Genomic DNA, 25360 nt, shown 5'->3' with positions numbered 1-25360 from the left:
AAGCACCATTAAATCCGGTAGCGAGTAAGGGAGAGGTTGATTGAAAAAAGTTTGGCATAACTAAATAAAAAAGCTTCCTGAATTAAAAATCTAATTCAGAAAGCTTCACTAGTTAGAATTAATCTTGCCGTTTGTGCTTGATTCTGCCAAAGCCAGTAATTAGGCCAGTTAGGGCTAATAAGATGGCTCCCAAGGTCACAGTTGATGCCGAGGTTGCTTCATCCGTTTGTGGCAAAGTTGATTCGGTGTTTTGTGACCCGTGACCAGATTTGGCGTTAATCGTAATTGTGCGGGTAGCTGATTGTAAGTGACCGTTTTTAGTCATGAACTGGTAAGTGACCTGATAAGTGCCAGCCGAGTGCCGGTTTACTTGAGTCACTGGTTGGCCGTTTTTTGTGACAGATACCTTGACTTTATCATAACTAACGTCGGTGCCATCCGAGTCAGTTCCGCTGACAAAGTCATCTTCAGCATGCCAAGAATCGTCGACCGAGTTATCGGTATCAGGGGTTACAATGAGATCGGCTTGATCGTCTTCAGCCAGAACGGTAATGATACTTTGCGCAGTTTGGCGCAGGCCTTGTTGATCGATGAAGTAATAGGTGACCAGATAACTGCCGGCTTTCGAAGTATCAATGGCAGTGACCAACTGATTAGTCGCCTGATTCTTGATGGTGACAGTTAATTGTCGGAACGCAACGTTAGTGCCATCCGTATTCTTAGCCGTAATCAGATTGTCGACCGGGTGCCAAGTTTCGCCGGTGGTTAAGTCAGTCGTTGGTTTAACCTTAAGTTGGCTTTGACTGTTTACAACCGTGACGGTACTGGTCTGGGTTTGCCGGTTACCGAGTGTATCAATAAAGCTGTAGGTGACTTGATAGGTGCCGACAGTAGTAATTCCAGCGACGCTTTGCCCGTTGCGCAGATAAGTCACGGTTATGTTGGCAAAAGCCACAGTTGAACCGTCAATATTAGTGGCGGATTTAAAGTTATTTTTGGCAGACCAGTTATCGCCAGCAATGATGGTCTCGGTCTTATTAGTCAGTTGTAAACTAGCGTCATTTGTGATAATGACAGTACTCTTAGCCTGTTGTAACTGACCCCGTTGATCCGTGAAACTGTAGGTAATCACATAGGTGCCAGCGACATTAGGGTCTAACTGAGTGACTGAGTGCCCATCTTTCATGTAGGTCACTGTCAGGTCCTTTAAGGTGATATCGGTGCCGTCAACATCGGTGGCAAAGCCAAAGTTATCTTGAGCGGACCAAGTTGACCCAGCGACGATGGTAGTTCCAGGTTTCGCAACGATATTGACCTGGTTTCGCGTCACGATGAGGGTACTGGTCTTGGTTTGGCGATGACCAAGGGTATCAACAAAACTATAAGTGACCTGGTAAGTGCCAGCGGTAGTAATGCCGTTAACAGGTTGCCCGTTTTTAGTATAGGTGACCGTCACGTTGGCAAAATCAACGGCGCTACCATCGACATTAGTTGCCGTGTTGAAATTATTTTCAGCTAACCAAGTATCACCGGCAACCATGGTTTCGGTATCGGTAACCAGTTGTAGGTCAGCGGCATTGGTAACAATCACGGTACTGGACGCACTTTGGCGATTGCCTTGTTGGTCAATGAAACTATAGGTCACGACGTAAGTGCCAGCTGATTTGGTATCAAGTTGAGCGACTGGTTGCCCATTTTTTGTATAAGTGACGGTCAAATCTTTTAAAGCTACCACTGAACCATCAACGTCATGAGCAGTGTCAAAGCTATTTGCTTTAGACCAGTCAGTTCCGGCAACAATTGAAGAATCTGGTTTAGCAGTAATGCTGACTTGGTTTTTAGCGACAATTACTGTACTGGTTGTAGATTGGCGATTGCCAAGTGAGTCAGTAAAGCTATAAGTGACGGTATAGGTGCCGGCAGTGGTAATGCCACTAACAGCTTGCCCATCTTTTTGATAAGCGACAGTGATGTCTTTGAAATTAACGCTTGATCCATCAACGTTAGCGGCCGAAGCGAAGTTAGTTTCCGCCGACCAGTTATCGCCAGCAATGATGCTTTCAGTTGGCTGCTTTAAGATTAATCCTGCCTCGTTAGTGATGGTGAGTGTACTGGTAGCACTTTGTAAGCGACCTTGTTTATCAGTAAAACTGTAAGTGATGGTATAAACGCCAGCTTCGTTGGGATTAATGCTATCAACAGTTTTTCCATTTTTGGTATAGGTCATTTCCATGTCTGAAACAGTTAACACTGAACCATCAGTATCAGTCGCCGATGCAAAGTTATCAGCTGGCTTCCAAGTTGAGCCAGCGACAATCGAATCATCTGGCTTTACAGTAATGTTAACCTGATTTTCAGCAACAGTCACCATGCTGGTTGTAGATTGATTATTCCCAAGTGAATCAGTAAAACTATAGGTGACTTCATAGGTGCCGGCAGTGGTAATTCCGCTAACCGGTTGCCCATTTTTAGTATAAGTGACGGTGACGTCAGAAAAATTAACGTTAGAACCGTCGACATTAGTAGCCGAATCAAAGTTAGTTTCAGCCGACCAGTTATCACCCGCAATGATGGTTTCAGTCGGATTTTTAACACTGATGGAAGCATCGTTAGTGATGGTTAGCGTACTGGTTGCACTTTGTAGGTTCCCTTGTTTATCGGTGAAACTGTAAGTGATGGTATAGCTGCCAGCTTCCTTAGGATTAATGCTGGGAACATCTTTGCCATCTTTGGTATAGGTAATCTTCATATCTGCAACAGTTAAAACCGTACCATCAGTATCAGTTGCTGATACAAGGTTATCAGCCGAATTCCAAGTTGATCCAGCAACAATGGAAGAATCTGGTTTCGCAACAATGCTAACTTTATTTTCGTTGACAGTCACAGTACTGGTTATCTCTTGTGTCTTGCCAAGTGAGTCAGAAAAGCTGTAAGTGACTTCATAGGAACCGGCGGTGGTAATTCCGCTAACAGTTTGGCCATCTTTTTTATAAGTGACAGTGACTTTAGAGAAATCAACGTTAGAACCGTCGACATTAGTGGCCGAATCAAAGTTCGTTTCTGCGGACCACTTATCGCCGGCAATGATAATTTCAGTCGGATTCTTTAAAGTTAATCCAGCATCATTAGTGACAATAATCGTGCTGGCAGCACTTTGGTAATTGCCTTGTTGGTCAATAAAACTATAGGTAACTACGTAAGTGCCAGCTGATTTGGTATCGAGTTGATCAACCGGTTGACCATCTTTGGTATAGGTAATCTTCATATCCGCAACAGTTAAAACCGTACCATCAGTATCAGCTGCTGATGCAAAGTTATCAGCTGAATTCCAAGTTGATCCAGCAACGATGGAAGAATCTGGCTTTGCAACAATGCTGACTTTATTTTCAGCAACGGTTACCGTAATGGTTTTAGATTGGGGATTGCCGAGTGAGTCATTAAAACTATAGGTGACTACATAGGCGCCGGCGGTGGTAATGCCCTCAACAGGTTGCCCATCTTTTTGATAAGTGACAGTGATGTCTTTGAAATTAACGGTTGAACCGTCAACGTTAGTGGCAGAAGCAAAATTGGTTTCTGCCGACCAGTTATCACCAGCGATGATAGTTTCGGTGTCACTAGTTAGGGTTATGTCAACGTAGCTAATTTGCCAAGTATAAGTGCCAGGAGCACTGCCATCGTAATTTTTCATCAAATCATCAGATGACTGATAAGTTGTATAGTCACCATCTTTGATCCAGTTACCAGTGTAGGGCTTGGTGGTCGTGACAGGTTGTAAGTTAACGCTACCGGTACTATTGGTTAATTTGACGTTGGCACCTAAAACTAATTTATTAAGCTTAGTAGTTTTGGCCAACATATCGACAATGTTGGTCGTATCAGATATTGTAAAGTTTGAAATGTTAAGTGATTGTAGCCGAGTAGCATTGCTAAACATACCAGACATATTAGTTACATTGCTAGTATCCCAGTTAGCAAGGTTGAGTGATGTTAGAGAGGTGTTCTGAAAAAACATGTTGCTCATGTTAGTTACACTACTAGTATTCCAATTGCCTATCGATAAGGATATGATTTTTGTCATTCTGCCAAACATATAGGACATGTCAGTAACATTACTAGTATCCCAATTTGAAATTCCAACAATATCGGTTACACCGCTACGATAGAATGTATAGGACATGGTGGTGACATTACTAGTATTCCACTGTGAAAGGTCTAAACTGGTAAGACTGCTCGTCAGGTAAAACATATAAGACATGTCAGTAACCTTTGATGTGTTCCACTTTGAAACATCGAGAGTAGTTAAACTAGTTGCAGTATCAAACATATGGAACATAGTAGTCACATTGTTAACATCCCAATTTGAAACATTTAGAGCGGTTAAATCAGTAGTGTTTTTAAACATATAAGACATATCAGTGACTTTTGATGTGTTCCACTTTGAAACATCAACAGTAGTTAAATTGATTGCACTAGAAAACATATTAGCCATAGTAGTGACATTGGCAGTATCCCATTGACCGATACCTGTAATATTGGTCACACCACTTTGGTAGAACATATAAGATATGTTATTAACTTGACTGGTATTCCAACCGGAAAGATCTAGATTTGTCAGGTTAGTTGTGCCATAGAATACAGCAAGCATTGTAATAGTACTGTCAGTATTCCATTTCGAAACATCTAGGGTGGTTACAGAGCTGACGTTGCGGAATAAGTAGTTCATGGACGTTACTTTACTAGTGTTCCAATTGGAAACATCTAAACTGGTTAAGCTTGAGTTATCTTGGAAAAGATCAGACATGTCAGTGACGTTGCTCGTATCCCAATTGGAAACATCAATTGATACTAAGGCGCTGTCTTTGAAAAACATGCGGCTCATACTAGTGACATTACTAACGTCAAAATTGGACCCATTTTCAAAAGTAGTTAAGTTTGTCATACCTGAAAATAGCGATACTGATTGTGAATTGGCTTTAACGGTCCCATTAATGATGACTTTCTTGACTAACGTGACATCAAAATATTGGGCCCATAAACTGCTGCTGGTACTGGTTGACGCATCCATGCCACCTTCATTAATCGTTAAAACGCCATCGGAATCAAGGGTCCAACTAGCACCGGCGTTAAAAGTTCCTGAGTAATCAATCGTAGTTGCTTTAGTTGTGGCACTGCTTTTTAAGGCTTTTGCTTGAGTGGGTAAGGTTGTTTTTGTAGCGCTGTCACTAGTTGCCATGTCAGTAGCTGCGGAGGTTGCAGTATTGGCACTAACGGATGAATCTGCACTGTCAGCAGTGACAGTACTATCAGCCGTTGCTGTTGTTGTATTGGCTGAAGAATCAACAGTTTCAGTAACCGTACTATCCGAACTGGCATCGATCGCTGAATTGGCACTAGTCGCCTCAGAAGCAGCGGTACTAGTGGTGTTTTCTGCACTAGTCGTTATTGACGAATCGGCACTAGTGACCGCGGATGTTGCCACACTAGCAGTACTTTCTGCACTAGTGACTGTTGCTGAATCCGCACTAGCGGCGTTGGTTGATGTGCTCGTGTTTTCAGAAGTAGCAGTGCTTGTGACAGCAGCTGCGGTTGAAGTAGTTTTGGTCTGAGTAATGGCTTGAGAATCAGTTGTTGAATTAGCAGTTGTACTGGTAGCGGCGTCCGAGCTAGTTGCGGCAGCGCTAGTACTACTTGCAAGAACGGCGGTCTTAGCATTAGTATCGTTAGCGGTATTGGTGATGCCAGTACTGTCTTCGCTGGTCGTGTTAGTTGCATCTGCTTGGACGGCCAAAGTTTCAGCCTGCCAGGATAGAGCGGCGATGCCGGCAATAATCCAGAAACGCCCTTTCTTATACATCTTGTAATGAATTTTCTGATCTGCAGGTTTAGGCATCCCAAAATTCTCCTTTGTTTTCAAAATAGATCATTAAGTGTGTTAATTGTATCGTTCAAACTGATGGGCGAAGTTTTTGCTTGAGACAGACTGATTTAAAAAAATAATAATGGATTAATACGAAAATAGTTTATGCATTTAATAGTAATAGTGTAACAAAAAAACAAGGCCTTGGGGATTATTTTTAAATAAATTGGGTTTGTTAATCATGATTGTGATTAGAAGCGATTGGTTGCAAGGTTCTTTAAATTAGATAGGACAAATTGCAAATTAAGTGAACTAGGTTAACTAATTGAATTAGGTGGATTACTAATTAATTTATGAGTAATTATTTCAATTTTTATTGCTTAAATTGACTGGTCGATATGTTTGGACCGCTTGCTAGTTCTGCTATCAGCGTGGCTAAAAATTCTTTGGTATAAAGTTTAGCATAATGAAGCGCTTCCAACGGGAATGTGATATGCTATTTGTAGGCACAAGTTATATAGGCGCCTACTAATTAAAAGAAAGGAGGTCGGTCTATGTATCGAGCAATTGCGCAGGATATTATCAAGTCGATTATGAGCGACGAGTACGCAACCAAGTTGCCCACGGAAAAGGATTTAATGGCCCGCTTCAATGTTAGTCGCAATACCATTCGTAAAGCGATTGATGTGGTGTTTCGCCATGGCTTATTACGACGAGTGCAGGGAAGTGGTAATTTCATTATTAAACCACCTGAAAATTCAACGACAGTCTTGAACTTATCAATTGGTTTTGATCAATCATCAATGGTAGCCGGTGGGCCGCTAACATCTAAAGTCGTGACTTTTGATAAAGTTGAAGCTGATCAGCGTTTGGCCCAACAAGGCAATATCACGGTTGGGACCGAATTGTATCGGGTTATTCGGTTACGATATCTAAAAGACGAACTTTATGATTTAGAAGAATCGTATTTTCCGAGAACGGTGGTCCCGTTCATGTCGGCTGATAGTGTCCAACATTCAATCTTTGGCTTTTTACGGGAAGCTTATGGTATCACTGGGAGTACGACCGAAAATTATGTTCATCAAGTCCGCTTGGATGCGGAACGGGCCGCATTGCTCGAACAACCAGTTGGCGATAAAACGATGCGCTTGGATGGGATTAATTACTTAACGGATGGCACGGTATTCAACTTTTCGAGCACATTCTTCGTTTATCAAGATTTAGAGTTGTACTATCATACAGAAAATATCGATCTGCAAGACTAAGTCGGGGTTGTATCAGGGGGGATACTGAAACAACTGACCGCTATTAATTCATAACCTTTGGAGGGTGTATTATGAACGCATTTATCGAATGGCTAAATAAACACTTAGTACCAATCGCAGCAAAAATCAGTGCAGTGCGCTGGTTAGTTGCTTTACGTGACGCATTTATTGCAATTATGCCGGCTATGATGGCCGGGTCAATCGCCACTGTTTTGAACGCTTTAGTACGCGACATTCCAACTAAATTTGGTTGGATGGGTTTTGTTAACGCAATGCAATGGTTAATTGGTATCAACGCAATGGTTTGGACTGGGACATTAGCAATTTTGGGTCTAATCTTTGCTTTCACTTTCGGGTATCAATTAGCGGTTCAATATAAAGTTGAACCAATTACCGGTGGGATTGTGACGTTAGGGACTTTTATTATGAGTTTGCCACAAAACTTTACTGGGACGTTGACGAAGAGCTTAAGCGCTGGCGCAACGAAGATTTTAACGGACTCTGGGATGGCAGTTTCTGGCAAACAGGTGACTGCTTGGGGTTACTTTAACTTCAATACTTACTTTGGTTCGTATGGTTTCTTTACCGTGATGATTTTAGGGGCCATCGCTAGCACTTGTTACATCTATTTAATGAAAAAGCACATCACAATTAAGATGCCAGATTCAGTGCCACCCGCAGTTGCAAATGCCTTTACTGGGATTATTCCTGCAGCCGCCGCTTTCTACGTTGTTGGGATTATCAACTGGTTATTCAGCAATTTTGGTCAAACCACGGTTATCGAATGGATTGCCAAAGTCATTCAAGAACCATTATTGAACATGAGCCAAGGTTATGGCGCCGTTTTATTGATGACGTTATTAGTTCAAGTTTTCTGGTTCTTTGGGATTCATGGTTCCAACGTGTTGGCACCAATTTTAGATGGTATTTGGTTGACGGCGCAATTGGCAAATGTTAACGCTTTCCAAGCCCACAAAACGTTACCATATCTTTGGACTCGGAATTGTTTTGACTTATATGCTTGGATTGGTGGGGCCGGTTCGACCTTACTATTATTAGTTGCAATTTTGATCTTTAGTAAACGTGATGACCAACGTTCTGTGGCTAAATTGGCGATTGGACCGGGATTATTCAACATTAATGAACCCGTCATGTTTGGGTTACCGATTGTGTTAGACCCAATCTACTTCATTCCATTTATCTTAGCCCCAGTTGTCACCGTATCCATCGCGTATGCCGCAATTACCGCTGGCTGGGTCGCACCAATCACTAATAATATTGTTTGGTCCATGCCACCGATTATGAATGCTTTAGTTGCCACCATGGACTGGCGTTCAGTAGTCTTACAAGTGATGAACGCATTAATTGCGTTTGCAATTTACATTCCATTTGTTAAGGCGGCTAATCGCATTCAACCAACGACGATTGGAGATTAATTAACTCATGAAAAGCTTAAAGCAAGGTTTACTCATTGGAATGAATCTATGCTTATTGGCAGTGGTACTCAGTCCGATGGCTGGCAGTATCGGCCAATGGGTAACATTAGGACTAGGGTTAGTCGGCTGTGGCGCGTTGTTCATGGTTTATCGCCACGTTGGTCGGCTTGAAAGGAGCCAACGACATGCAAATTAAATTAACGTTGCAAGCACCAGTTGATTATATTTATCAACAATTAATTGGTTCTGCCCAAGCTGATATTTATCAACAAACCGGTCGACCGGCGCCTAAACAAAGCCTACAAGGTTATCGGTATGCTAAGAAATGGGCGAATGGGATGCAAGGTCATCTCACCATTACGCATGCTGAACCAGGTGTCCATTATGGCTATGAGTTGGAGACGTCAAGCGATCATTACGGGGTTGATTACCAGTTCACCACGACGGCGACGAACGAAACGGTTTTGGACTATGCGGAAACTTTCTTCGGGAAAGACAAGAAGACGCAGGCCAATAATCGGATTGGTGTCATGCTAATGGGTTGGTTCCGTAAACGGCGCTTTAAGAAAATGATGAGTCAAATGGCAGCAACGTATTATCAATAAAAGAGTGTGAGCTAACCTGATTTTGGGGTGCCCGTTGTGGCGTCCTTGATGTCAAATAATCACTGCAAGAATTTATAAAATTCGCGTAGTGATTATTTTTTGTCCAAGTTGTTTTAGGCCGATTAAGCTGTGTGCCAATAAAAGTAGCGTAACCACAGGATTAAAGCAATTAATTCTAATAAGGCGGTCAACAAAAAGATGGGTTGATAACCCCAGTAAGTCGCGACGACAGCTGCCAGACCGGGGCCAACCACGTTACCTAAAGCTTGTGCAGATTGATTAAAGCTAAAGACGCGACCGAAAACAGTGCGTGGAATACGGTCAACGGTCAGTACTTGAATTGCGGGTAGTAAGGCGGCGTCAGCGATACCCAAGATGAACCGCAAGCTGATAAGTTGCCAGATTTGGGTGACTAAACTACTCAGGCCTAAGTCGATAATGGCGAGTCCCAAAAAGCACATTAAACACCGCGATGCACCTAAATGATCAATCAGACGACCAATCCGACTGGCCATTAATATGGTAGCTAAACCAGGGGCGGCGGCGACTAAACCAGTGATTAAAATGATTTGGTGAGCGTCAGGGGTCAATTGGCCCACTAAAAGACTTAAAAGGGGCGTTATGGCATTGGTGGTTGCTTGAATGATGAGCAGTGAAGTGAATAGGGCGATAAAGAAGGGGCGACCAACTTGATGTAAGACTGGTTTTAATGGTGGTAAAGATTGGCGGTCAAGCGGGGTCACCGTTTCTTGAACCCCCCACCAAGTTAAGCCAAAGACCAGGGCCATCAGGCTCCCAGTGATGAAAAAAGCACCGCGATAACCCACACTACTAGCGAGACCGCCGCCAATTAAGGGGCCTAATAAACTGCCAGTAATACTGCCTGTGATTAGTTTACTGAGCTGGTGTCCACGATGGGCGACGGGCGTGGTTAATGAAATTAATGCATTGGCATTGTTGATATAACCTGAAAACACCCCTTGTAAGGTCCTTAAGCCTAATAAAATGGTTACATTGGGCGCTAAGCCTACGCCAATAATTGTTAGGGTCATGGCACCGGAAGCTCGTAGACACATCAGCTTGCGTCCTTTTTGATCTGCCAAGCGGCCCCACCAAGGGGCGACCAGTGCTTTACTTGCATAGGTTACCGCAAAGGCGGCGGCGCCTAAAAAGTTGAGCTGTCTTGAGCTGTAGTTACCCAGAGTTTGGATATAAAGAACGATAAAGGGCAAAGTCATTGCGTTGCCTAAGTCAGTGATTAAGCTGCCAAGCCACAAAATTCGGAAGTTCCTGTTAAAATTAATCGGCACCGCAATTAAACTCCTCAGCATTTCAGATTTACTAGTCTTAGTATAGTAGTTAATGACGCATTAGCAGATGAATTTTTGGTATTGATTGTGTAAAGCTAGCACAAAAGCGCGTCTAAAATAACTGATTAGTCCGCCAAGGATTGTTATCAATTATTTTAGACGCGCTTTTGTATTGGTTATTGATTAAAATTGCGGCTAGTCAGTGATGAATCGGTGTTGTTACTGGTGGTGTTCCACATGGGCCGGTTGTTTAGCCGGCTTTGCTAACCAAATTAAGCCCAGTAACAAAACGAGACTGATAGCAACCATCAAAGCGCCAAAGATTGGCGTCCAAGCTAAGCCAAATTGCGTCGTGACTTGACCACCAATTCCGGAACCCAACGCAATGCCGACGTTAAAGGCGGAGATATTTAATGCGGAAGCCATTGTAATATCTTGCGGTGTTTGGTCTTCTGCCAATTGGACAATGTACAGTTGGAGGCCGGGAACGTTCATAAAGGCAAAAATTCCCATGGCGAGTATGGTTAGTAGGCCAAGCCAATGACTATGGGCGGTGAAGCCCAAGACGACTAAGGTCATCAAGAGCCCGACAAACATCTTAAAGAGGGCGACCAATGGCCGGGTATTGGCCCAGCGCCCACCTAGTGTATTGCCTAAGGCGACCATCAGACCGTAAATAACCAGAATGACGACGACGGCACTGGCAGACCAGCCCATTGATTGTTCTAATAATGGTGAGAGGTAAGTGTAAGCGACGAACGTGCCACCATACCCTAGCGCAGTGACTAATAAAGCTAGTAAAAGTTGTGGATTTGTTAAAACACGTAGAATGCCACGAGCAGTTGCTTTGGTGGGCAAAGGTAAATGACGGGGAATTAACCAATAATCTGCTAATAAACCTAAGACCCCAATACCACTAATGAAGATAAAGGACCAGCGCCAGCCGCCTAATTGACCGATCATGGTTCCCAGTGGTACCCCGGTAACTGTGGCGACAGTAAGACCGGTGAACATTACTGCGATGGCGGAAGCACGTTTTTCGGGCGCAACCACATCTGCGGCAATAACTGAAGCGACAGTCATAAAGATACCATGCGCTAAAGCGGCAATGACGCGGCCGGCTAATAGGACCTTGAAAGTCGGCGCTAAGGCCGCTAACAAGTTACCAATAATAAATAATCCCATAATCATCATCATTAACCGATGACGATTTAGTTGCCCGGTCAATAAGGTCATGACGGGCGCCCCAATCATAATTCCGAGGGCATAGACGGAAACGGTCAGTCCGGCTTGGGCCAAATTAATATGAAAACTGCTAACTAATAATGGCATCAAACCAACGCTGATAAATTCAGTTGAGCCAATTGCAAACGCGCTAATGGCGAGTGCGAGTAATGTCCATGTGGGATTTACTTTTTTGTTCATTTCCTCATCCTCCTGCTATTGCTTATGTGATAAATAATGATTATACTAGCAAGTAACTTAAAGACAAGTACCTACTTTAAAGTGCTATACCCACTAAAAAGTAAGTATGGATTAGGAGGATTAAATAAATGCCAACAAAAACGTATCATATTGGGGTCGAAGCGACCATGGAAGTTATCGGTGGCAAGTGGAAGTCCATTATTTTGTGCCATTTACGGCAAAAGACGATGCGCACGAGTGAACTAGAACGTGCGATTCCGCAAATTTCTCAGAAAATGTTAGTACAACAATTACGGGAATTAGAAGCGGCTAAAATCGTTGAACGACATGTCTACCAAGAAGTGCCACCACGTGTGGACTATGGGCTAACTGATTATGGGCAGAGTTTATCAGGAATTTTAAATCAACTCTGTGTTTGGGGTGAAAATAATATTGATCGTCGTCGTGATGAGGGGGAAGCGATTACGCTGTTGCATCGTGATGATTTATAAAACAAGCGTGCACTCAAAGCCGCTTAGCCACCGAGCATAGCCTAGCCAGTCATTTGCTGCGGTGTTAGCAGCGGATGACTGGCGTAGCTAAGCTGAGGTTGCTGGCCTTGAGTGCACGTTTCGGCAAGTAAAGCAGTTAATAGTGAAAAGGGCGAGTTCGGAAAATACTCCGGACTCGTCCTTTTACTAGGGGTTAGATTGAATTAAAAGCGCATTAAGGGTTATTTACTGCGTGGCGCTTGTGGATGTAAGACGGCTGTTTTGGTCGGAATTGTTTGATCGCGGCCGAGGTACATCTGATAGAACGGTGGGACGTCATTGACTAATTTGAGTAGTGCGGCTTGGAGTTCAGGCAGCTTCGCAGGATCTAGGGCAGGTAAATCGCTGGCCTTAACGTCGCCGTGAATGCCAGCGAAGCGTTTAACCCGTTCTAATAAGTAGCGAATATCGTAACGGGATGGATTCACTTCAATGACAGCCTTGTCAAAGTTTAATAGGCCGTAGACTGCCTCCATCCCTGTCCGAACGGAAGTTTCAACCGTGAAGACTACGTCGTCATCAATTTCAACGAACTGTCCCAGCAAGGCCAAGTTAGTACAGCCAGTTGGGATAACTTTGGGCCGATCGCCGAGTTCACGAGGCATGAATTGACTGGTACAGTAAGGCATCATTGCCGTGGACATGTAGGTATGCGCGAGGACATCATCTTTAATATCTAACAGGCCTAAATGGTAGAGCAGTTCCGTCATGATTTCATCACCAGTACAATCCCACATCCGTTTCTTGATGTAGTTCCCAATATTTTCACCATAGAGGCCATACCCCCAGCCAACTTCTTCATCGTCAGCTTGATAAGGGAAAAATGGCTTGTGATGGATTTCAAATGACAAATCCCAATTAGAATCTTTGAATGTCATTAAGCCCCCGGTACCGGCAGGACTACCCGATAATTTTTCAATACGTTTGAAGAATTCAGGATAAGCCTTAACGGTTGGGAAGAAGGAAATCCACTTCGTCTTATCAATTTGACCAAGGAATTTCTCGGGATGGCCGAATTTAGGATCTTTTTTAGCTAAATTTTTCCAAATGGTAAAGGTCCCCATGTCAGTCGTATCGCGATTGGTTTCAGCAACGGTGTGGTTATCGCCAAAGGTACTGTTCTCACTGATAGAGCCCGTCGTGACGAAGACAAGATCTTGGGCTGGTATCGCCACCGTTGTTGGCACGGTGTGGTGGGTAGCAACGATTGATTGAACGGTATTGTTCTGGTCATCGAAAGTGAGGTCGGTCACCGCAAAATCGGTAGTAAAGGTGACACCTTGATCAATGAGCCAGCGTTCAATTGGTAAGATAATAGCATCATATTCGTTGTATTTTGTGTGAATAAAGCCTTCCAGATATTCATGCCGTGTGATGAAGGTGAATCGTTGCCAGTAACGACGACATTCGATGGCACTGTGATAGTGCTTAAAGGCTAATTGGCTGTGGAAACAAGTCCAAAAGTTAGTCTTGAAAAAGCCCTCATCAAAAAATTCATCGAGTCGTTTATTAGCAAGTTCAGCTTCAGTGGAACTGATGATTTTACGCATTGCTTCAGCGTATTTAGGGGCCAATTTATAGTCGTGGTAATGGCTGTCAATCTCACCTTGATTAATGATGACGCGGGCTTCACTGTGAATCGGGTCATCGCGGTTAAAGTCGACCACATCATCTAAGACGGTCCGACCAGGATGCTCTAGCGAGGGAATCTTGCTACATAGATACCACAAACATTCCATATAAGGTTCGAGTTCACGTTCCGCACGACATAGGTAACCGGCGGCTTGTTTAGTCCCATCCATGGAGCCGCCCATGACTGGTTTCTTTTCATAAATGGTGATATTTCGAGCTGGCATTTGCGCATCGTCGATTAAAAAAACGGCGGTTGCAAGTCCGGCAATCCCACCACCGACAATCTTAGCGTGGCGGTCGTCAATACCGACCGGTTTGAGTGGTCGATACATGGTTTGATAAATGTTCATTAGAAACACCCTGCTTTGTGTTGGATTTTGTACTTGTCCTTACCATAAGGCCAACACCGTTGAAAACCAATTGACAAAAAAAGCGAACTGTCAAAATTTTGACAGTTCGGCTAAATTGTATAGCTTATTCAGCATATTTATGGAGGGCTTTTTTAAAATCGCCTTGGACCAAGACGGCCGTCTGCTCCACAATGTCGTGGGGGTCATCTTTTAAGCCATCTTTGAGCCATTCAAAGATTAAGGCAATGAAGGCTAGACTATAGAAGTGGGCGATAAATGCTTTGTGTTTGGCCGCCACGTGCATGCCGGCTGCTTGGCGTTCGACTACGACTAAAATGTACTGATATAAAACGGTATAAATATATTTTTCAAGAACGTCACGATAGGCTGAGGCGTAAGTATTTAAGACCAAGTACTGATTGGCTTGAATCGTGAGCATGACGTTGAGAAAGCCTTGTTGCCAATTATCATAATCGGCAACGTTCGTTAAAGATTTGGCGGTAGCGGTTTTAGCTGTCCATTCGACGAGTTCATAAATGTCTGCAAAATGATTGTAGAATGTCTGACGGGTTAGTCCACAGTTAGCCACTAAGGTTTGAATCGTGATTTTATCAACGGGCGTTTGTTGCAGTTCAACCACGAGTGCCTGTGATAAGCGTTGTTCAGTTGTGAGATGCAAGTTGAGGCCCCCAGGATGGTGTGTCATTACCCCTTATCATACACTTTTTTTTCGAAGATTAAGGCTTGACAGCGGTCTTAAAGCGGCATTTCTTGAATCTGGGTCGTGACGTAATCGATAAAGGCTTGGACGGTCGGTGATAACGCATGATTCTTACGCCAAATTAACGTGTGTCGAGTTTGACTGAGCGGACTAAAGGGCACAAAAGTGAGGCGCTGATTTTGATAAAAGTCCAAAATACCGTCAATTCCAATGTCATAGTAATGATGGTCGAGTAATAGTGGTAAGACGTTGTTTTCCAAATTACGGTCACCTTGGAAACGTAGGGTGTCAGAATCAAGCCGTAGCCAAGTGGCAATTTGATTTTTCAGAATGCTTCGTCGCGGACCTAGCAAGCGTAACGCTTGTAAGTCACTGCCGATAATGAAATCTTTTTGGGCTAAGGCGGCGTTACTTGCCATGATGAGCCCCCAAGTCTCCGTAATGGGGATGGTGCGAGCAAAGTACTTGGCTGATTCAATCGGTTCTAGCAGTACGCCAATGTCTAATTGGTTTTGATCAATCTGTTCACGAATCGTATTACCGTCGGCACTGAATAAGGAAAAGTGACTATGCGGATGCTGTTGTTGAAAGGTGGCTAGCCAATTAGCGACAAACGGTGAGACCTTGCTCTCGACACAACCGATGCGGATGGGTCCGGCTAAGCCGGTTAAGTTATTCTTTAATTCACGTTTGGTTTGGGCGAGGTCATTGAGAATGGCTTGAGCGCGATGCTCGAATAAAATACCCGCATCAGTCAATGTAATTGAGCGCTTGCCCCGGATGAACAACGGGGCGCCCACTTCAACTTCCAATTCTTTTAGTTGACGTGATAGCGTGGGTTGGGTGGTGTGCAACGCTGTGGCGGCCTTAGTGATGTTTCCAACTTGGGTTAAAACAATAAAATAATGTAAAACACGGGTATCCATGCCAGCAACTCCTAACTATTCAAAATATGAATGATAAAGCATTAAAAATAAGCATTTTACATTATTATGCGGAGAATCTATGATAGTGTCAATGATTTGAAAGGGAGGTTGATGTTGATGCGTAATTGGACCACGGCACAACTTAATCGGTTCTGTACGGCCGATGATATGCACGTTTCACCATTTTACGATGATGGTAAAACGTATGGGACCCCGACTTGGATCTGGTCAGTTGTTGTTGCCAATCAGTTATATGTGCGTGCTTGGAATGGGCAACAGTCACGTTGGTATCAAGCCGCTCGCCAACAGCGTGCGGGCCGGATTCACCTTGCTGATGAAGATTTTGAAGTGACGTTTACCCCTGTGACCCAAGATGATCACCTAACAATGGCAATCAATCAGAGTTATGAGAAAAAATATGCCGGCAGCCCTTACTTGCCGCCGATGCTAGAAGCTGGACCCGTCAGTGCGACGGTCCGTTTAGATTTAAAATAAGGAGCTAATTAAATGACAACGACAAAACAAGCACCAATTGCATTAGGAACCTGGGCCTGGGGCGATACCGCCGCTGGGCAAGTCTTCGGTGACCAATTAACGGTGGCCGATTTACAACCAGTTGTGGACGCAGCCATGGCGACTGGTCTGAATCTCTGGGATACCGCTTATGCCTATGGCGCTGGGGCTTCCGAAACGATGCTTGGTCAATTGTTGCAAGGGTATCCTCGTGACAGTTATCAATTATCTACGAAATTCACGCCACAAATGGCCGGTAATGGTGACCATGAAGTCGCTGACATGTTGGCTGGTAGTCTAGAACGATTAAAGACAGCTTATATTGATATTTATTGGATTCACAATCCTGCCGATGTTGAAAAGTGGACACCTGCTTTAATTCCACTAGTTAAAAGTGGTCAAATTAAGCGTATCGGGGTGTCTAACCATAATTTAGCTCAAATTAAACGGGTTGCTGAAATTTTAGGCGCAGCTGGGCTGAAAATTTCTGCCATTCAAAATCACTATAGTTTGTTATATCGTTCTTCAGAAGAAGCTGGCATTATTGATTATTGTCGTGAACATGACATCACGTTTTTTGCCTACATGGTTTTAGAACAAGGTGCACTGTCAGGGCACTATGATGTTGACCATCCATTACCAGCCGGCAGTGCTCGGGCCGCAACGTATAATGATGTTTTGCCACAATTAACTGAATTAACAGCTGGGTTAAAGGCAATCGGTGATCGTCAACAAGCAACCGTCGCTGAAGTGGCGACGGCCTATGTTTTAGCCAAGGGGACTACGCCGATTATCGGAGTGACGAAACAAAAATATATTGCGAGTGAACAAAAAGCCTTACAAGTTCAATTATCAACAGTTGAGATTGAACAATTAGAAGCGTTGGCGGCGGCAACTAAAGTTAATACCAAGGGGTCGTGGGAAAAGCCAATGGCCTAACAACTAAAAAGTGAGACGTGGGCGTTAAAGGGGCGATACTTAACCTTTAAGGACCACGTTTTGCGTTGTGTTTAGGCTATAATAAGCTTGACTAGCAAAAAGGAATGTGGGGTTAGGAATAATGGGGTTCAATAAATTGGGGTTATGGGGATTAGTTGCCCTAAGTCTGCTTGGACTAAGTGGTTGTGGACAACCAAAGAAGGCGACGGGAACTACGCCAGCAGTCGCAACATTAAAGTCACCGGCTTATGTGCCAACTTTGTTTTTTCATGGCTGGGGCAGTAGCTATCGGGCTGAGCAACACATGGCGCGAGCAGCTTTACGGGCCGGTGTGACCCAGACCGTTGTGCGAGCAACGGTCTCTAAACGCGGCCGGGTGACTTTAAAGGGACATTTTCAAGCCAATGATCACCGGCCAATTGTGGAAGTGGATTATCAGGATAATCGAAATGCCAATTATCAAACGGATGGTCGGTGGGCGCGAGCAGTTGTCGTTGCTTTGCAACGTCGCGACCATATTAAAAGTTTTAATATGGTTGGTCATTCGATGGGGAACATGGCGATTGTTTATTATTTGCTGGCTAATGCGCAAAATCAACACTTGCCTAAGTTACGCAAGCAAGTCGATATTGCGGGTCACTTCAATGGTATTTTAGGGGTGGACGATCAGCCTAATCGGATGCAACTGACGTCAAGCGGGCAACCGCTTAAAATGAATCACGATTATCAAGCCTTATTGGCGTTAAGAAAAACCTATCCTAAAAATCAAATTAAGGTGCTCAATATTTATGGCGATCAAGGTGATGGCTCGCATTCGGATGGCTCGGTGAGCAACGCATCGTCACAGTCACTAAAGTATTTAGTCGCACCCCGCGCGAAAACGTATCAGGAAGTAAAGATTAAGGGCCCTAAAGCCCAACACAGTAAACTCCATGCTAATCAACAGGTGGATCGTTTGTTGATTAACTTTTTATGGAGGTAATCTAACGATAAAGGATGATAAATAATGATGACAGAACATGAAAAATTATTAGCTGGTCAAGATTATGATTATCGAGATGCAGAACTCCAAGGCTTAATCAGTCGCGGCAAAGGGTTATTAGCGACCATTAATACGGCTACGGATATGGAAAAACGGCAAGCTGCCATGCAGTCATTTTTCGGTGCGATGGGGGAACGCTTTGTAATCAATGGGCACTTTAATGCGATTTATGGCGCCCATATGCAAGTGGGCGATGATGTTTTTATTAATGGTAATTGTACGTTCCAAGATTCCAACCGGATTACATTAGGTGATCGTGTCGTCATTGCGCCCGATACGAAACTCTATTGTGGTGGGCATGCATTGGATGCCCGCCAACGTTTTGGCACACGTGCAGATGGTAGTAAGTATCTCATCACGATGACCAAACCGATTACGATTGGTAGTGACGTTTGGATTGGTGGCAACGTAACCATTATTGGCGGTGTGCATATTGGCAATAACGTTGTTGTTGGTGCTGGCGCCGTCGTTGTTAAAGATGTTCCTGACAACACGATTGTTGGTGGTGTGCCAGCTAAAGTTATCAAACCGTTGGCCCCATTGGTCTAATGAAAGGAAGTCAACTAAGATGGACTCATTAACCACAGCGCCATTGATGCGCTTATTTAAATTGTCGATTGCACCGAAAGATCAGCCAGCTTTAGCTCGGGTTGGCCAACACAATCTAACGACTTCAATGCAACAAGAGGCGGGGACCTTAGCGATGTATACCGCTCATACGGATGCATTGGGTGCCGATAATGTCGTCATTGAAGTGTACCGCGATGATGCTAGTTATACGATTCATGCAGCTTCAGAGCAGTTTAAAGCTTTTCGTGAAGTGGCCGGACAAGTGGTCACGCAACAGCAAGCAACCCCTTTGACACCGGAATTGTTGTTGCAAGCGACGGCTCCCTATCAAGCCATTAATGACAATGCTTTGTCAGTGCGGTTAGTTACCGTTGACGTTCAGGCAGCCTTAGCGTTAACCTTTAAGGCCAGTGTTGTGGCCGAAATGAAGCAGGCGATGGCGGTCGAAGCTGGGGTACTGATTATGTACGCTGCCCGAGTTACCGCTGAACCGACTAAGTGGGTGTTCTTTGAGGTCTATCAAAGTCCGCAAGCGTATGACGACCATTGTCAGACGGCTCATTTTAAGCACTACATCGCAGCCACTAAGGCGGCAGTGCTAAATAAAACCATGCAAGTTTTAACGCCAGACGTTTTGGTTCATCAAGGCGGTTGGCAGTTTGAAAACAAGTAACGTAGGTTATCCAAAACGGATTCGGGGGCAAACTCGGACCCGTTTTTTAGACTTAAAAACGGGCTGGCGTTATTAGTCAAATTGAGGAGGTAAAAGTGAAATTTGTTTTACCGGCAATGACCTAAAACTCGAAATAGTGAAACCGATTCCATCATCGCTAAGAAACGTTGAAAGCGCTTTTTCCGGGTGGTAACTTGAAAGCATAGAAAGAACAACTGAGTTTAAGCGAAGATGAAAGGGGTCGTCGACATGAGTCAGAAATATGAACAATTAGCTCATGATGTTATTGAGAATTTAGGTGGTAAAGCTAATATTACCGATGCCTATCATTGTCAGACCAGATTAAGATTTAAATTAGCTGATGGGAGCCTAGTTAACCAAGCAGCGATTGAACAATTGGATGGTGTTGCCAAATATATTTTTAATGCCGGGGTTCATCAGGTTGTGATTGGCACATCGGTTGCCGATGTTTTTGAAGAAGTTGCCAAGCAACTAAATCTTAGCGCCACCGCAATCACTGACCAGCCGACCACCAGCGAGAAAAAGGGCTTTTTTAATACCTTGATTGAGTTCGTTGCGGGTACTTTTCAGCCCGTTATTCCGGCATTATCAGGTGCTGGGATGGTTAAAGCCTTATTAGCCTTGTTGATTGTCTTTCAAGTGATTACGACTAAGTCACAGACTTACTACTTATTAAATATGTTTGCTGATGGGGTCTTCTATTTTTTGCCGATGATTTTAGCAGTAACGGAAGCGCAGAAGTTAAAGTGCAATCCGGTTTTGGCCCTCGCAGTCGCTGCAATTATGATGCATCCAGATTGGAATAGTCTGGTGACAGCCGGTCATGCGGTTCATTTGTTTGGGGTTATTCCATTGACGTTAACCAGCTATGCGTCTTCTGTTATTCCGATTCTATTAATTATTTTTGTACAGTCTTATGTTGAAAAATGGCTCACGCGGTTGATTCCTAAAGCCGTAGAGCTAGTCTTTGTCCCAATGTTAACGTTTTTAATTATGGGAACGCTGGCCTTTTCCGTCTTGGGCCCACTCGGTAGTATTTTAGGTGGTTACTTAGCGACTTTCTTTAATTACTTAAGTGTCAATATTAGTTGGTTACCGGCAGTCCTAATCGGTGGTTTCTTACCAATTATGGTGATGTTTGGGTTACACAACGGGGTGGCACCATTAGGGGTCATGCAGATGGCACAAACCGGTTATGATAGTATCTTTGGTCCCGGTTGCTTGTGTTCAAATATTGCGCAAGCGACAGCTTCAGCAGTGGTCGCATGGCGGACTAAAGATAAGAAGATGCAACAATTAGCCACCTCTGGTTCAATTACCGCCTACATGGGCATTACTGAACCAACATTATATGGAGTTAATTTACCTAAAAAATACCCGTTAGTTGCCGCCATGATTGGTGGCGGTGCCGGTGGCTTGTTCGCGGGGTTAACCCATACCCATCGATTTGCGACCGGATCGTCAGGATTACCAGCAGTGCTTTTATATATTGGCAACAATACGATGCAGTTCTTTTGGAATATTATTATTGCGTTAGTGATTTCCTTCGTTGTGAGTGGTGTCTTAACTTATATTTTAAGCTTCAAATATGAAAAAGAACCAAGTATTGCTGAACAACCAGTGATGCATAATGGCGCATTGATTAGTCCCGTTCCGGGGCGGATTATCCCATTGAGTGCGGTTCATGATGAAGCATTTGCTTCGGAAGCGTTGGGGAAGGGATTTGCGATTCAGCCGACTAAAGGTGAAGTCAAAGCGCCATTTGACGGCAAAGTGTTAACGATTTTCCCAACTAAACATGCGATTGGGTTAGTGTCTGCAGATGGCATTGAAGTTTTGATTCATATTGGTTTAGATACCGTCAATTTGAAGGGGCGTTATTTTGAAGCGTTAGTCGAAGATGGTCAAGCAGTCAAACAGGGTCAACTACTGCTGAAATTCGATTTAGATAAGATTAAAGCGGCTAAATACGATACCCAAGTTCCCGTTGTGATTACGAACACTGCCCAGTATTCATCAGTGGCTATGATTCAGTCGCCAACGACACCACCAACCGGTGCAGTTTTGTCAGTGACGGTTTAGAGGAGGAAAATAATGACATTACGAAAAGATTTTTTGTGGGGCGGCGCGACGGCGGCTAATCAAGTTGAAGGCGGTGCTTTGGCCGATGGTCGCCAACTAGCGAATATTGATATGTTACCGTATGGACCTGATCGGGCAGCCGTTGGAGCTGGTCAGCTCGCCATGTTGACGACCAAGGCGGCATCCCGTTATCCAGCACGACAGGCGATTGATATGTATCATCATTATCATGAAGATATCAAATTATTTGCTGAAATGGGATTCAAAGTTTATCGCATGTCGATTTCTTGGACGCGTATTTTTCCAAATGGTGACGATGACACGCCTAATGAAGCTGGTCTAGCTTTCTATGACCGAATTTTCAAGGAATTACGACACTATCATATTGAACCCTTAGTGACTTTGGCCCATTTTGATATCCCATTGGCCTTAATTAAACGGGGAATTGATTGGCGTGACCGCCGGATGATTACTTACTTCACACACTATGCGGCGGTAGTAATGCGTCGTTATCAAGGCATGGTTAAATACTGGTTAACTTTCAACGAGATTAATATTTTATTACATCAACCCTTTGTTGGCGGTGGCATCATTTTTAAACCAGGTGATAATCAGGTACAAGGCAAGTATCAAGCTGCCCATCATCAATTAGTGGCCAGTGCCAAAGTGACCCAATTAGCGCATCAAATTGATGCGCAGAATATGGTTGGTTGTATGCTAGCGGGTGGCAATAACTATCCCTATACGTGTCGCCCAGAAGACTATCAAGAAGCTTTAAACCGTGACCGTGAAGGCTACTTCTTTATTGATGTCCAGGCCCGCGGCAAGTATCCGAACTATGCCCTTAAGAAGTTTGAACGTGAGCACCTAGTCATTAAGATGGCGCCGGCCGATCAAGCCACTTTAGCTGCCGGCACCGTTGATTTCGTATCATTTTCATATTATTCATCACGCACGGTTAGTGCTCACGATGAAGATTATGCCCAAACGACGGGCAATATCTATGGGACCATTAAAAATCCTAATTTGCCATCAACTAAGTGGGGCTGGCAAATTGATCCCTTAGGCCTGCGTAATTCATTAAACCAATTATATGATCGTTACCAAAAACCGTTATTTATTGTTGAAAATGGTTTGGGCGCTGTTGATCACCCCACTGAAACCGGTCAAATTAATGATGACTATCGGATTGATTATTTGCGGCAGCACATTCAGGCTTTTAAAGATGCGGTCACCATTGATGGTGTTGATTTACTAGGCTATACCACTTGGGGCTGTATTGATTTGATTGCGGCTAGTACTGGTCAAATGAGTAAACGTTACGGCTTTATTTATGTGGATCGTGATGACGACGGTCATGGGACGTTTAAGCGGACTAAAAAACAATCCTTTTACTGGTATCAAAAAGTGATTGAATCGAATGGCGAAGTGCTATAGTCGCTAGACATGATAATTGAGGCAGACTACTACCAGCAGTATAATTAAATTGATAATAACGGCTGTTAGTGGAGGTAAATGGAGTGTATCTTTATCAAAAGATTGAAGAAGTGACCCATCAAAAAAATGATTCACGCCAAACAATTGGTGATTACTTATTGCGGCACCGCCAATCGATTAAAGCACAATCGATGCAGGCAATTGCAATGGAAACGTTTACATCAAAGCCGACGCTTGTTAGATTTGCGCAATCCTTAGGGTATTCTGGCTGGCGAGAATTCATGTATGCGTTTGAACACGAAGTGGCTAACTATGACCATAATACCTATGGCGATGTTGATCCGAACTTTCCATTTGATGCTGAAGCTAGCACTTTAGAGATTATTGAACGGTTAGCGCAACTACGACTTGAAAGTCTAAAATCAACAGTTAATTTATTACAACCTGATGTTTTAGATCAAGCGGCACAGCTTATTTTTCAGGCGCAGAATGTGGTCATATTCGGGACAAGTCCGAATACTTATTATGGTGAAACTTTCAAACGTAATTTGATTTCAATTGGTAAATCAACGCGGGTGGCACCGACTGATGAGGGTGGTTTGATTGCCAATACAATGAATCCGCATGATTGCGCCTTAGTTATTTCCTATTCAGGCAACAATCCAGCGGTGAGTCCTACGAGTAATCTAAAAATTTTGTTACCGCATGATGTGCCGATTATTGCGTTAACAAGTGGTGGCGATAATTATTTGCGGGACTATGCGACGGTGACGTTAAATATTTCAAGTAAAGAAAAGTTGTATTCAAAAATCACGAATTTTGCAACCGAAGAATCTATTTTATTTTTGCTAAATAGTTTATTTGCCAAGGTGTTTTCATTAAATTACAGTCAAAATCGGGCTAGTAAGATTGACCATTCACGGTCACTAGAAAGTGGTCGCCAGGCTAGCTTTCAAGACATTTTGGAAACACCCTCAGATTAGAACGGCATAATTTGAAAGGAAGCTACTTGTATGGAATATGTAAAGTTAGGTCATACTGGCCTAGATGTTTCACGGTTATGTGTAGGCACGATGGGCTTTGGTCAGCCCGGCAACGCAATGTTCCCATGGGCAATTGATGCGGATGCCAGTGCTAAAGTCGTCAAGTCAGCGCTCGATTTAGGGATTAATTTTTTTGATACAGCGAATGTGTACTCGCATGGTGATAGCGAAACTTATTTAGGCCAAGCTTTGAATAAGTATGCGAACCGTGATGAAGTCGTCGTAGCAACGAAGGTGTTCTTTGCAGCTGAAAACCGGCCCAATGCGACGGGGTTATCCCGCAAAGCAATCATGTCACAGATTGACCAGAGTTTGAAGCGACTCAACATGGATTATGTGGACTTGTACATTGTGCATCGCTGGGATTATCAGACGCCAATTGAAGAAACGATGGCCGCTTTAAATGATGTAGTCAAATCCGGTAAGGCCCGTTATATTGGGGCATCAGCGATGTTTGCTTGGCAATTTGAGCAGGCCCAAGCGGTGGCGGCCGCGCATGGTTGGACGCAATTTGTCTCGATGCAAGATCATCTGAACTTATTGTATCGAGAAGAAGAACGGGAGATGTTACCATTCTGTCGTGATCAAAAGATTGCGGTTACCCCCTATAGTCCGTTGGCGTCTGGCCGGTTAACCCGGGATTGGACGGCAACCACGAAGCGTTTTGAAACCGATCAAGTCGCTCGTTCCAAGTATGATAGTACCGAAACACAAGACCGGGCAATCGTGGATCGGGTCGGTGAAGTCGCTGATAAATACGGCGTTCCCCGGGTTCAAGTGGCCTTAGCTTGGTTGTTACAAAAGCCCGAAGTCGTTGCGCCTATTATTGGTGCAACCAAGGTATCACATTTAGAAAGTGCAGTCGCAGCCTTGGACTTACACCTTAGTGCGGCGGATGTGGCCTACTTACAAGCACCATACCTGCCACATAAGTTAGTTGGGGCGTTGACTGATACGGATACTGATTTTGTACGTTAAGA

20 protein-coding genes are annotated in these 25360 nt (G+C 43.9%); 14 read left to right on the top strand and 6 right to left on the bottom strand.

All coding sequences use genetic code 11. The features are described 5' to 3' along the window. Positions 1-118 precede the first annotated feature (118 nt). Positions 119-5893 (bottom strand): bacterial Ig-like domain-containing protein, encoded by a 5775-nt coding sequence (locus C5Z26_RS06720; RefSeq protein WP_105449207.1) that lies wholly within the window; start codon positions 5891-5893, stop codon positions 119-121. Between the two features lie 521 nt (positions 5894-6414). Here C5Z26_RS06720 and C5Z26_RS06715 point away from each other — a divergent pair. The 4 genes from C5Z26_RS06715 (at position 6415) to C5Z26_RS06700 (ending at position 9166) form a co-directional block, all read left to right on the top strand. Further along, complete coding sequence (locus C5Z26_RS06715; RefSeq protein ID WP_105449206.1) at positions 6415-7125, top strand: GntR family transcriptional regulator; 711 nt, start codon at positions 6415-6417, stop codon at positions 7123-7125. 71 nt (positions 7126-7196) lie between these two features. Further along, positions 7197-8561: a PTS sugar transporter subunit IIC gene (locus C5Z26_RS06710; protein WP_105449205.1), complete on the top strand. Its 1365-nt coding sequence runs from the start codon at positions 7197-7199 to the stop codon at positions 8559-8561. A gap of 7 nt (positions 8562-8568) precedes the next feature. Next, the gene (locus tag C5Z26_RS06705) at positions 8569-8757 is read left to right on the top strand and encodes a hypothetical protein (RefSeq protein ID WP_105449204.1); all 189 of its coding nucleotides are present in this window, start codon (positions 8569-8571) and stop codon (positions 8755-8757) included. After that, positions 8747-9166: a DUF3284 domain-containing protein gene (locus C5Z26_RS06700; protein ID WP_105449203.1), complete on the top strand. Its 420-nt coding sequence runs from the start codon at positions 8747-8749 to the stop codon at positions 9164-9166. The genes C5Z26_RS06705 and C5Z26_RS06700 overlap by 11 nt, the downstream gene beginning before the upstream one ends. A gap of 122 nt (positions 9167-9288) precedes the next feature. Here the strand turns inward: C5Z26_RS06700 and C5Z26_RS06695 are convergent, their stop codons facing one another. Further along, positions 9289-10497 carry an MFS transporter gene (locus C5Z26_RS06695; protein WP_105449202.1) on the bottom strand — a complete coding sequence of 403 codons (1209 nt, stop codon included), beginning with the start codon at positions 10495-10497 and terminating at the stop codon, positions 9289-9291. Positions 10498-10695: 198 nt separating this feature from the next. Continuing rightward, positions 10696-11901: an MFS transporter gene (locus C5Z26_RS06690; protein ID WP_105449201.1), complete on the bottom strand. Its 1206-nt coding sequence runs from the start codon at positions 11899-11901 to the stop codon at positions 10696-10698. A 128-nt stretch (positions 11902-12029) separates the two neighbouring features. Between C5Z26_RS06690 and C5Z26_RS06685 the strand changes: the two genes are divergently transcribed. After that, positions 12030-12392 (top strand): winged helix-turn-helix transcriptional regulator, encoded by a 363-nt coding sequence (locus C5Z26_RS06685; RefSeq protein ID WP_105449200.1) that lies wholly within the window; start codon positions 12030-12032, stop codon positions 12390-12392. Positions 12393-12613: 221 nt separating this feature from the next. Here the strand turns inward: C5Z26_RS06685 and C5Z26_RS06680 are convergent, their stop codons facing one another. The 3 genes from C5Z26_RS06680 to C5Z26_RS06670 form a co-directional block, all read right to left on the bottom strand. Further along, complete coding sequence (locus C5Z26_RS06680) at positions 12614-14413, bottom strand: oleate hydratase (protein ID WP_105449199.1); 1800 nt, start codon at positions 14411-14413, stop codon at positions 12614-12616. A gap of 124 nt (positions 14414-14537) precedes the next feature. Continuing rightward, positions 14538-15092, bottom strand: coding sequence for a TetR/AcrR family transcriptional regulator (locus C5Z26_RS06675; protein ID WP_105449198.1), 555 nt, complete (start codon positions 15090-15092; stop codon positions 14538-14540). Between the two features lie 77 nt (positions 15093-15169). Next, positions 15170-16060 (bottom strand): LysR family transcriptional regulator, encoded by an 891-nt coding sequence (locus C5Z26_RS06670; protein WP_105449197.1) that lies wholly within the window; start codon positions 16058-16060, stop codon positions 15170-15172. 117 nt (positions 16061-16177) lie between these two features. On the opposite strand from C5Z26_RS06670, the gene C5Z26_RS06665 reads away from it, so the two are divergent. From C5Z26_RS06665 to C5Z26_RS06625, 9 genes are all read left to right on the top strand, one after another. Then, entirely contained in the window at positions 16178-16555 is a 378-nt protein-coding gene (locus C5Z26_RS06665) for a DUF2255 family protein (RefSeq protein WP_234005647.1), read from the top strand. A gap of 12 nt (positions 16556-16567) precedes the next feature. After that, entirely contained in the window at positions 16568-17512 is a 945-nt protein-coding gene (locus tag C5Z26_RS06660; protein ID WP_105449195.1) for an aldo/keto reductase, read from the top strand. 121 nt (positions 17513-17633) lie between these two features. Beyond that, positions 17634-18494 (top strand): alpha/beta hydrolase, encoded by an 861-nt coding sequence (locus C5Z26_RS06655; RefSeq protein WP_105449194.1) that lies wholly within the window; start codon positions 17634-17636, stop codon positions 18492-18494. A gap of 24 nt (positions 18495-18518) precedes the next feature. After that, a complete protein-coding gene (locus C5Z26_RS06650; protein ID WP_105449193.1) occupies positions 18519-19103 on the top strand; it encodes a DapH/DapD/GlmU-related protein in 585 nt (194 codons plus the stop codon). Between the two features lie 19 nt (positions 19104-19122). Continuing rightward, entirely contained in the window at positions 19123-19797 is a 675-nt protein-coding gene (locus tag C5Z26_RS06645) for a putative quinol monooxygenase (protein WP_158682816.1), read from the top strand. Positions 19798-20046: 249 nt separating this feature from the next. Further along, positions 20047-21900 carry a beta-glucoside-specific PTS transporter subunit IIABC gene (locus C5Z26_RS06640; RefSeq protein WP_105449191.1) on the top strand — a complete coding sequence of 618 codons (1854 nt, stop codon included), beginning with the start codon at positions 20047-20049 and terminating at the stop codon, positions 21898-21900. Positions 21901-21912: 12 nt separating this feature from the next. Beyond that, on the top strand, positions 21913-23337 hold the full coding sequence (locus C5Z26_RS06635; protein ID WP_105449190.1) for a 6-phospho-beta-glucosidase: 1425 nt from the start codon (positions 21913-21915) through the stop codon (positions 23335-23337). A gap of 83 nt (positions 23338-23420) precedes the next feature. Further along, positions 23421-24320 carry a MurR/RpiR family transcriptional regulator gene (locus C5Z26_RS06630; RefSeq protein ID WP_105449189.1) on the top strand — a complete coding sequence of 300 codons (900 nt, stop codon included), beginning with the start codon at positions 23421-23423 and terminating at the stop codon, positions 24318-24320. 30 nt (positions 24321-24350) lie between these two features. Further along, the gene (locus C5Z26_RS06625; protein ID WP_105449188.1) at positions 24351-25358 is read left to right on the top strand and encodes an aldo/keto reductase; all 1008 of its coding nucleotides are present in this window, start codon (positions 24351-24353) and stop codon (positions 25356-25358) included. The last annotated feature ends 2 nt before the right edge of the window (positions 25359-25360 follow it).

This window comes from Lactobacillus sp. CBA3606, from assembly GCF_002970935.1.
Taxonomy (GTDB): Bacteria; Bacillota; Bacilli; order Lactobacillales; family Lactobacillaceae; genus Lactiplantibacillus.
This window is presented reverse-complemented; position numbering and strand designations above follow the sequence as displayed.

What these genes read in the sequence shown, in the direction of transcription:
- C5Z26_RS06670 (WP_105449197.1), bottom strand. Translation starts at nt 16,060, where the DNA reads ATGGATACCCGTGTTTTACATTATTTTATTGTTTTAACCCAAGTTGGA.
- C5Z26_RS06650 (WP_105449193.1), top strand. Translation starts at nt 18,519, where the DNA reads ATGATGACAGAACATGAAAAATTATTAGCTGGTCAAGATTATGATTAT.
- C5Z26_RS06705 (WP_105449204.1), top strand. Translation starts at nt 8,569, where the DNA reads ATGAAAAGCTTAAAGCAAGGTTTACTCATTGGAATGAATCTATGCTTA.
- C5Z26_RS06655 (WP_105449194.1), top strand. Translation starts at nt 17,634, where the DNA reads ATGGGGTTCAATAAATTGGGGTTATGGGGATTAGTTGCCCTAAGTCTG.
- C5Z26_RS06645 (WP_158682816.1), top strand. Translation starts at nt 19,123, where the DNA reads ATGGACTCATTAACCACAGCGCCATTGATGCGCTTATTTAAATTGTCG.
- C5Z26_RS06690 (WP_105449201.1), bottom strand. Translation starts at nt 11,901, where the DNA reads ATGAACAAAAAAGTAAATCCCACATGGACATTACTCGCACTCGCCATT.
- C5Z26_RS06660 (WP_105449195.1), top strand. Translation starts at nt 16,568, where the DNA reads ATGACAACGACAAAACAAGCACCAATTGCATTAGGAACCTGGGCCTGG.
- C5Z26_RS06720 (WP_105449207.1), bottom strand. Translation starts at nt 5,893, where the DNA reads ATGCCTAAACCTGCAGATCAGAAAATTCATTACAAGATGTATAAGAAA.
- C5Z26_RS06700 (WP_105449203.1), top strand. Translation starts at nt 8,747, where the DNA reads ATGCAAATTAAATTAACGTTGCAAGCACCAGTTGATTATATTTATCAA.
- C5Z26_RS06695 (WP_105449202.1), bottom strand. Translation starts at nt 10,497, where the DNA reads ATGCTGAGGAGTTTAATTGCGGTGCCGATTAATTTTAACAGGAACTTC.
- C5Z26_RS06665 (WP_234005647.1), top strand. Translation starts at nt 16,178, where the DNA reads ATGCGTAATTGGACCACGGCACAACTTAATCGGTTCTGTACGGCCGAT.
- C5Z26_RS06680 (WP_105449199.1), bottom strand. Translation starts at nt 14,413, where the DNA reads ATGAACATTTATCAAACCATGTATCGACCACTCAAACCGGTCGGTATT.
- C5Z26_RS06710 (WP_105449205.1), top strand. Translation starts at nt 7,197, where the DNA reads ATGAACGCATTTATCGAATGGCTAAATAAACACTTAGTACCAATCGCA.
- C5Z26_RS06625 (WP_105449188.1), top strand. Translation starts at nt 24,351, where the DNA reads ATGGAATATGTAAAGTTAGGTCATACTGGCCTAGATGTTTCACGGTTA.
- C5Z26_RS06685 (WP_105449200.1), top strand. Translation starts at nt 12,030, where the DNA reads ATGCCAACAAAAACGTATCATATTGGGGTCGAAGCGACCATGGAAGTT.
- C5Z26_RS06640 (WP_105449191.1), top strand. Translation starts at nt 20,047, where the DNA reads ATGAGTCAGAAATATGAACAATTAGCTCATGATGTTATTGAGAATTTA.
- C5Z26_RS06715 (WP_105449206.1), top strand. Translation starts at nt 6,415, where the DNA reads ATGTATCGAGCAATTGCGCAGGATATTATCAAGTCGATTATGAGCGAC.
- C5Z26_RS06635 (WP_105449190.1), top strand. Translation starts at nt 21,913, where the DNA reads ATGACATTACGAAAAGATTTTTTGTGGGGCGGCGCGACGGCGGCTAAT.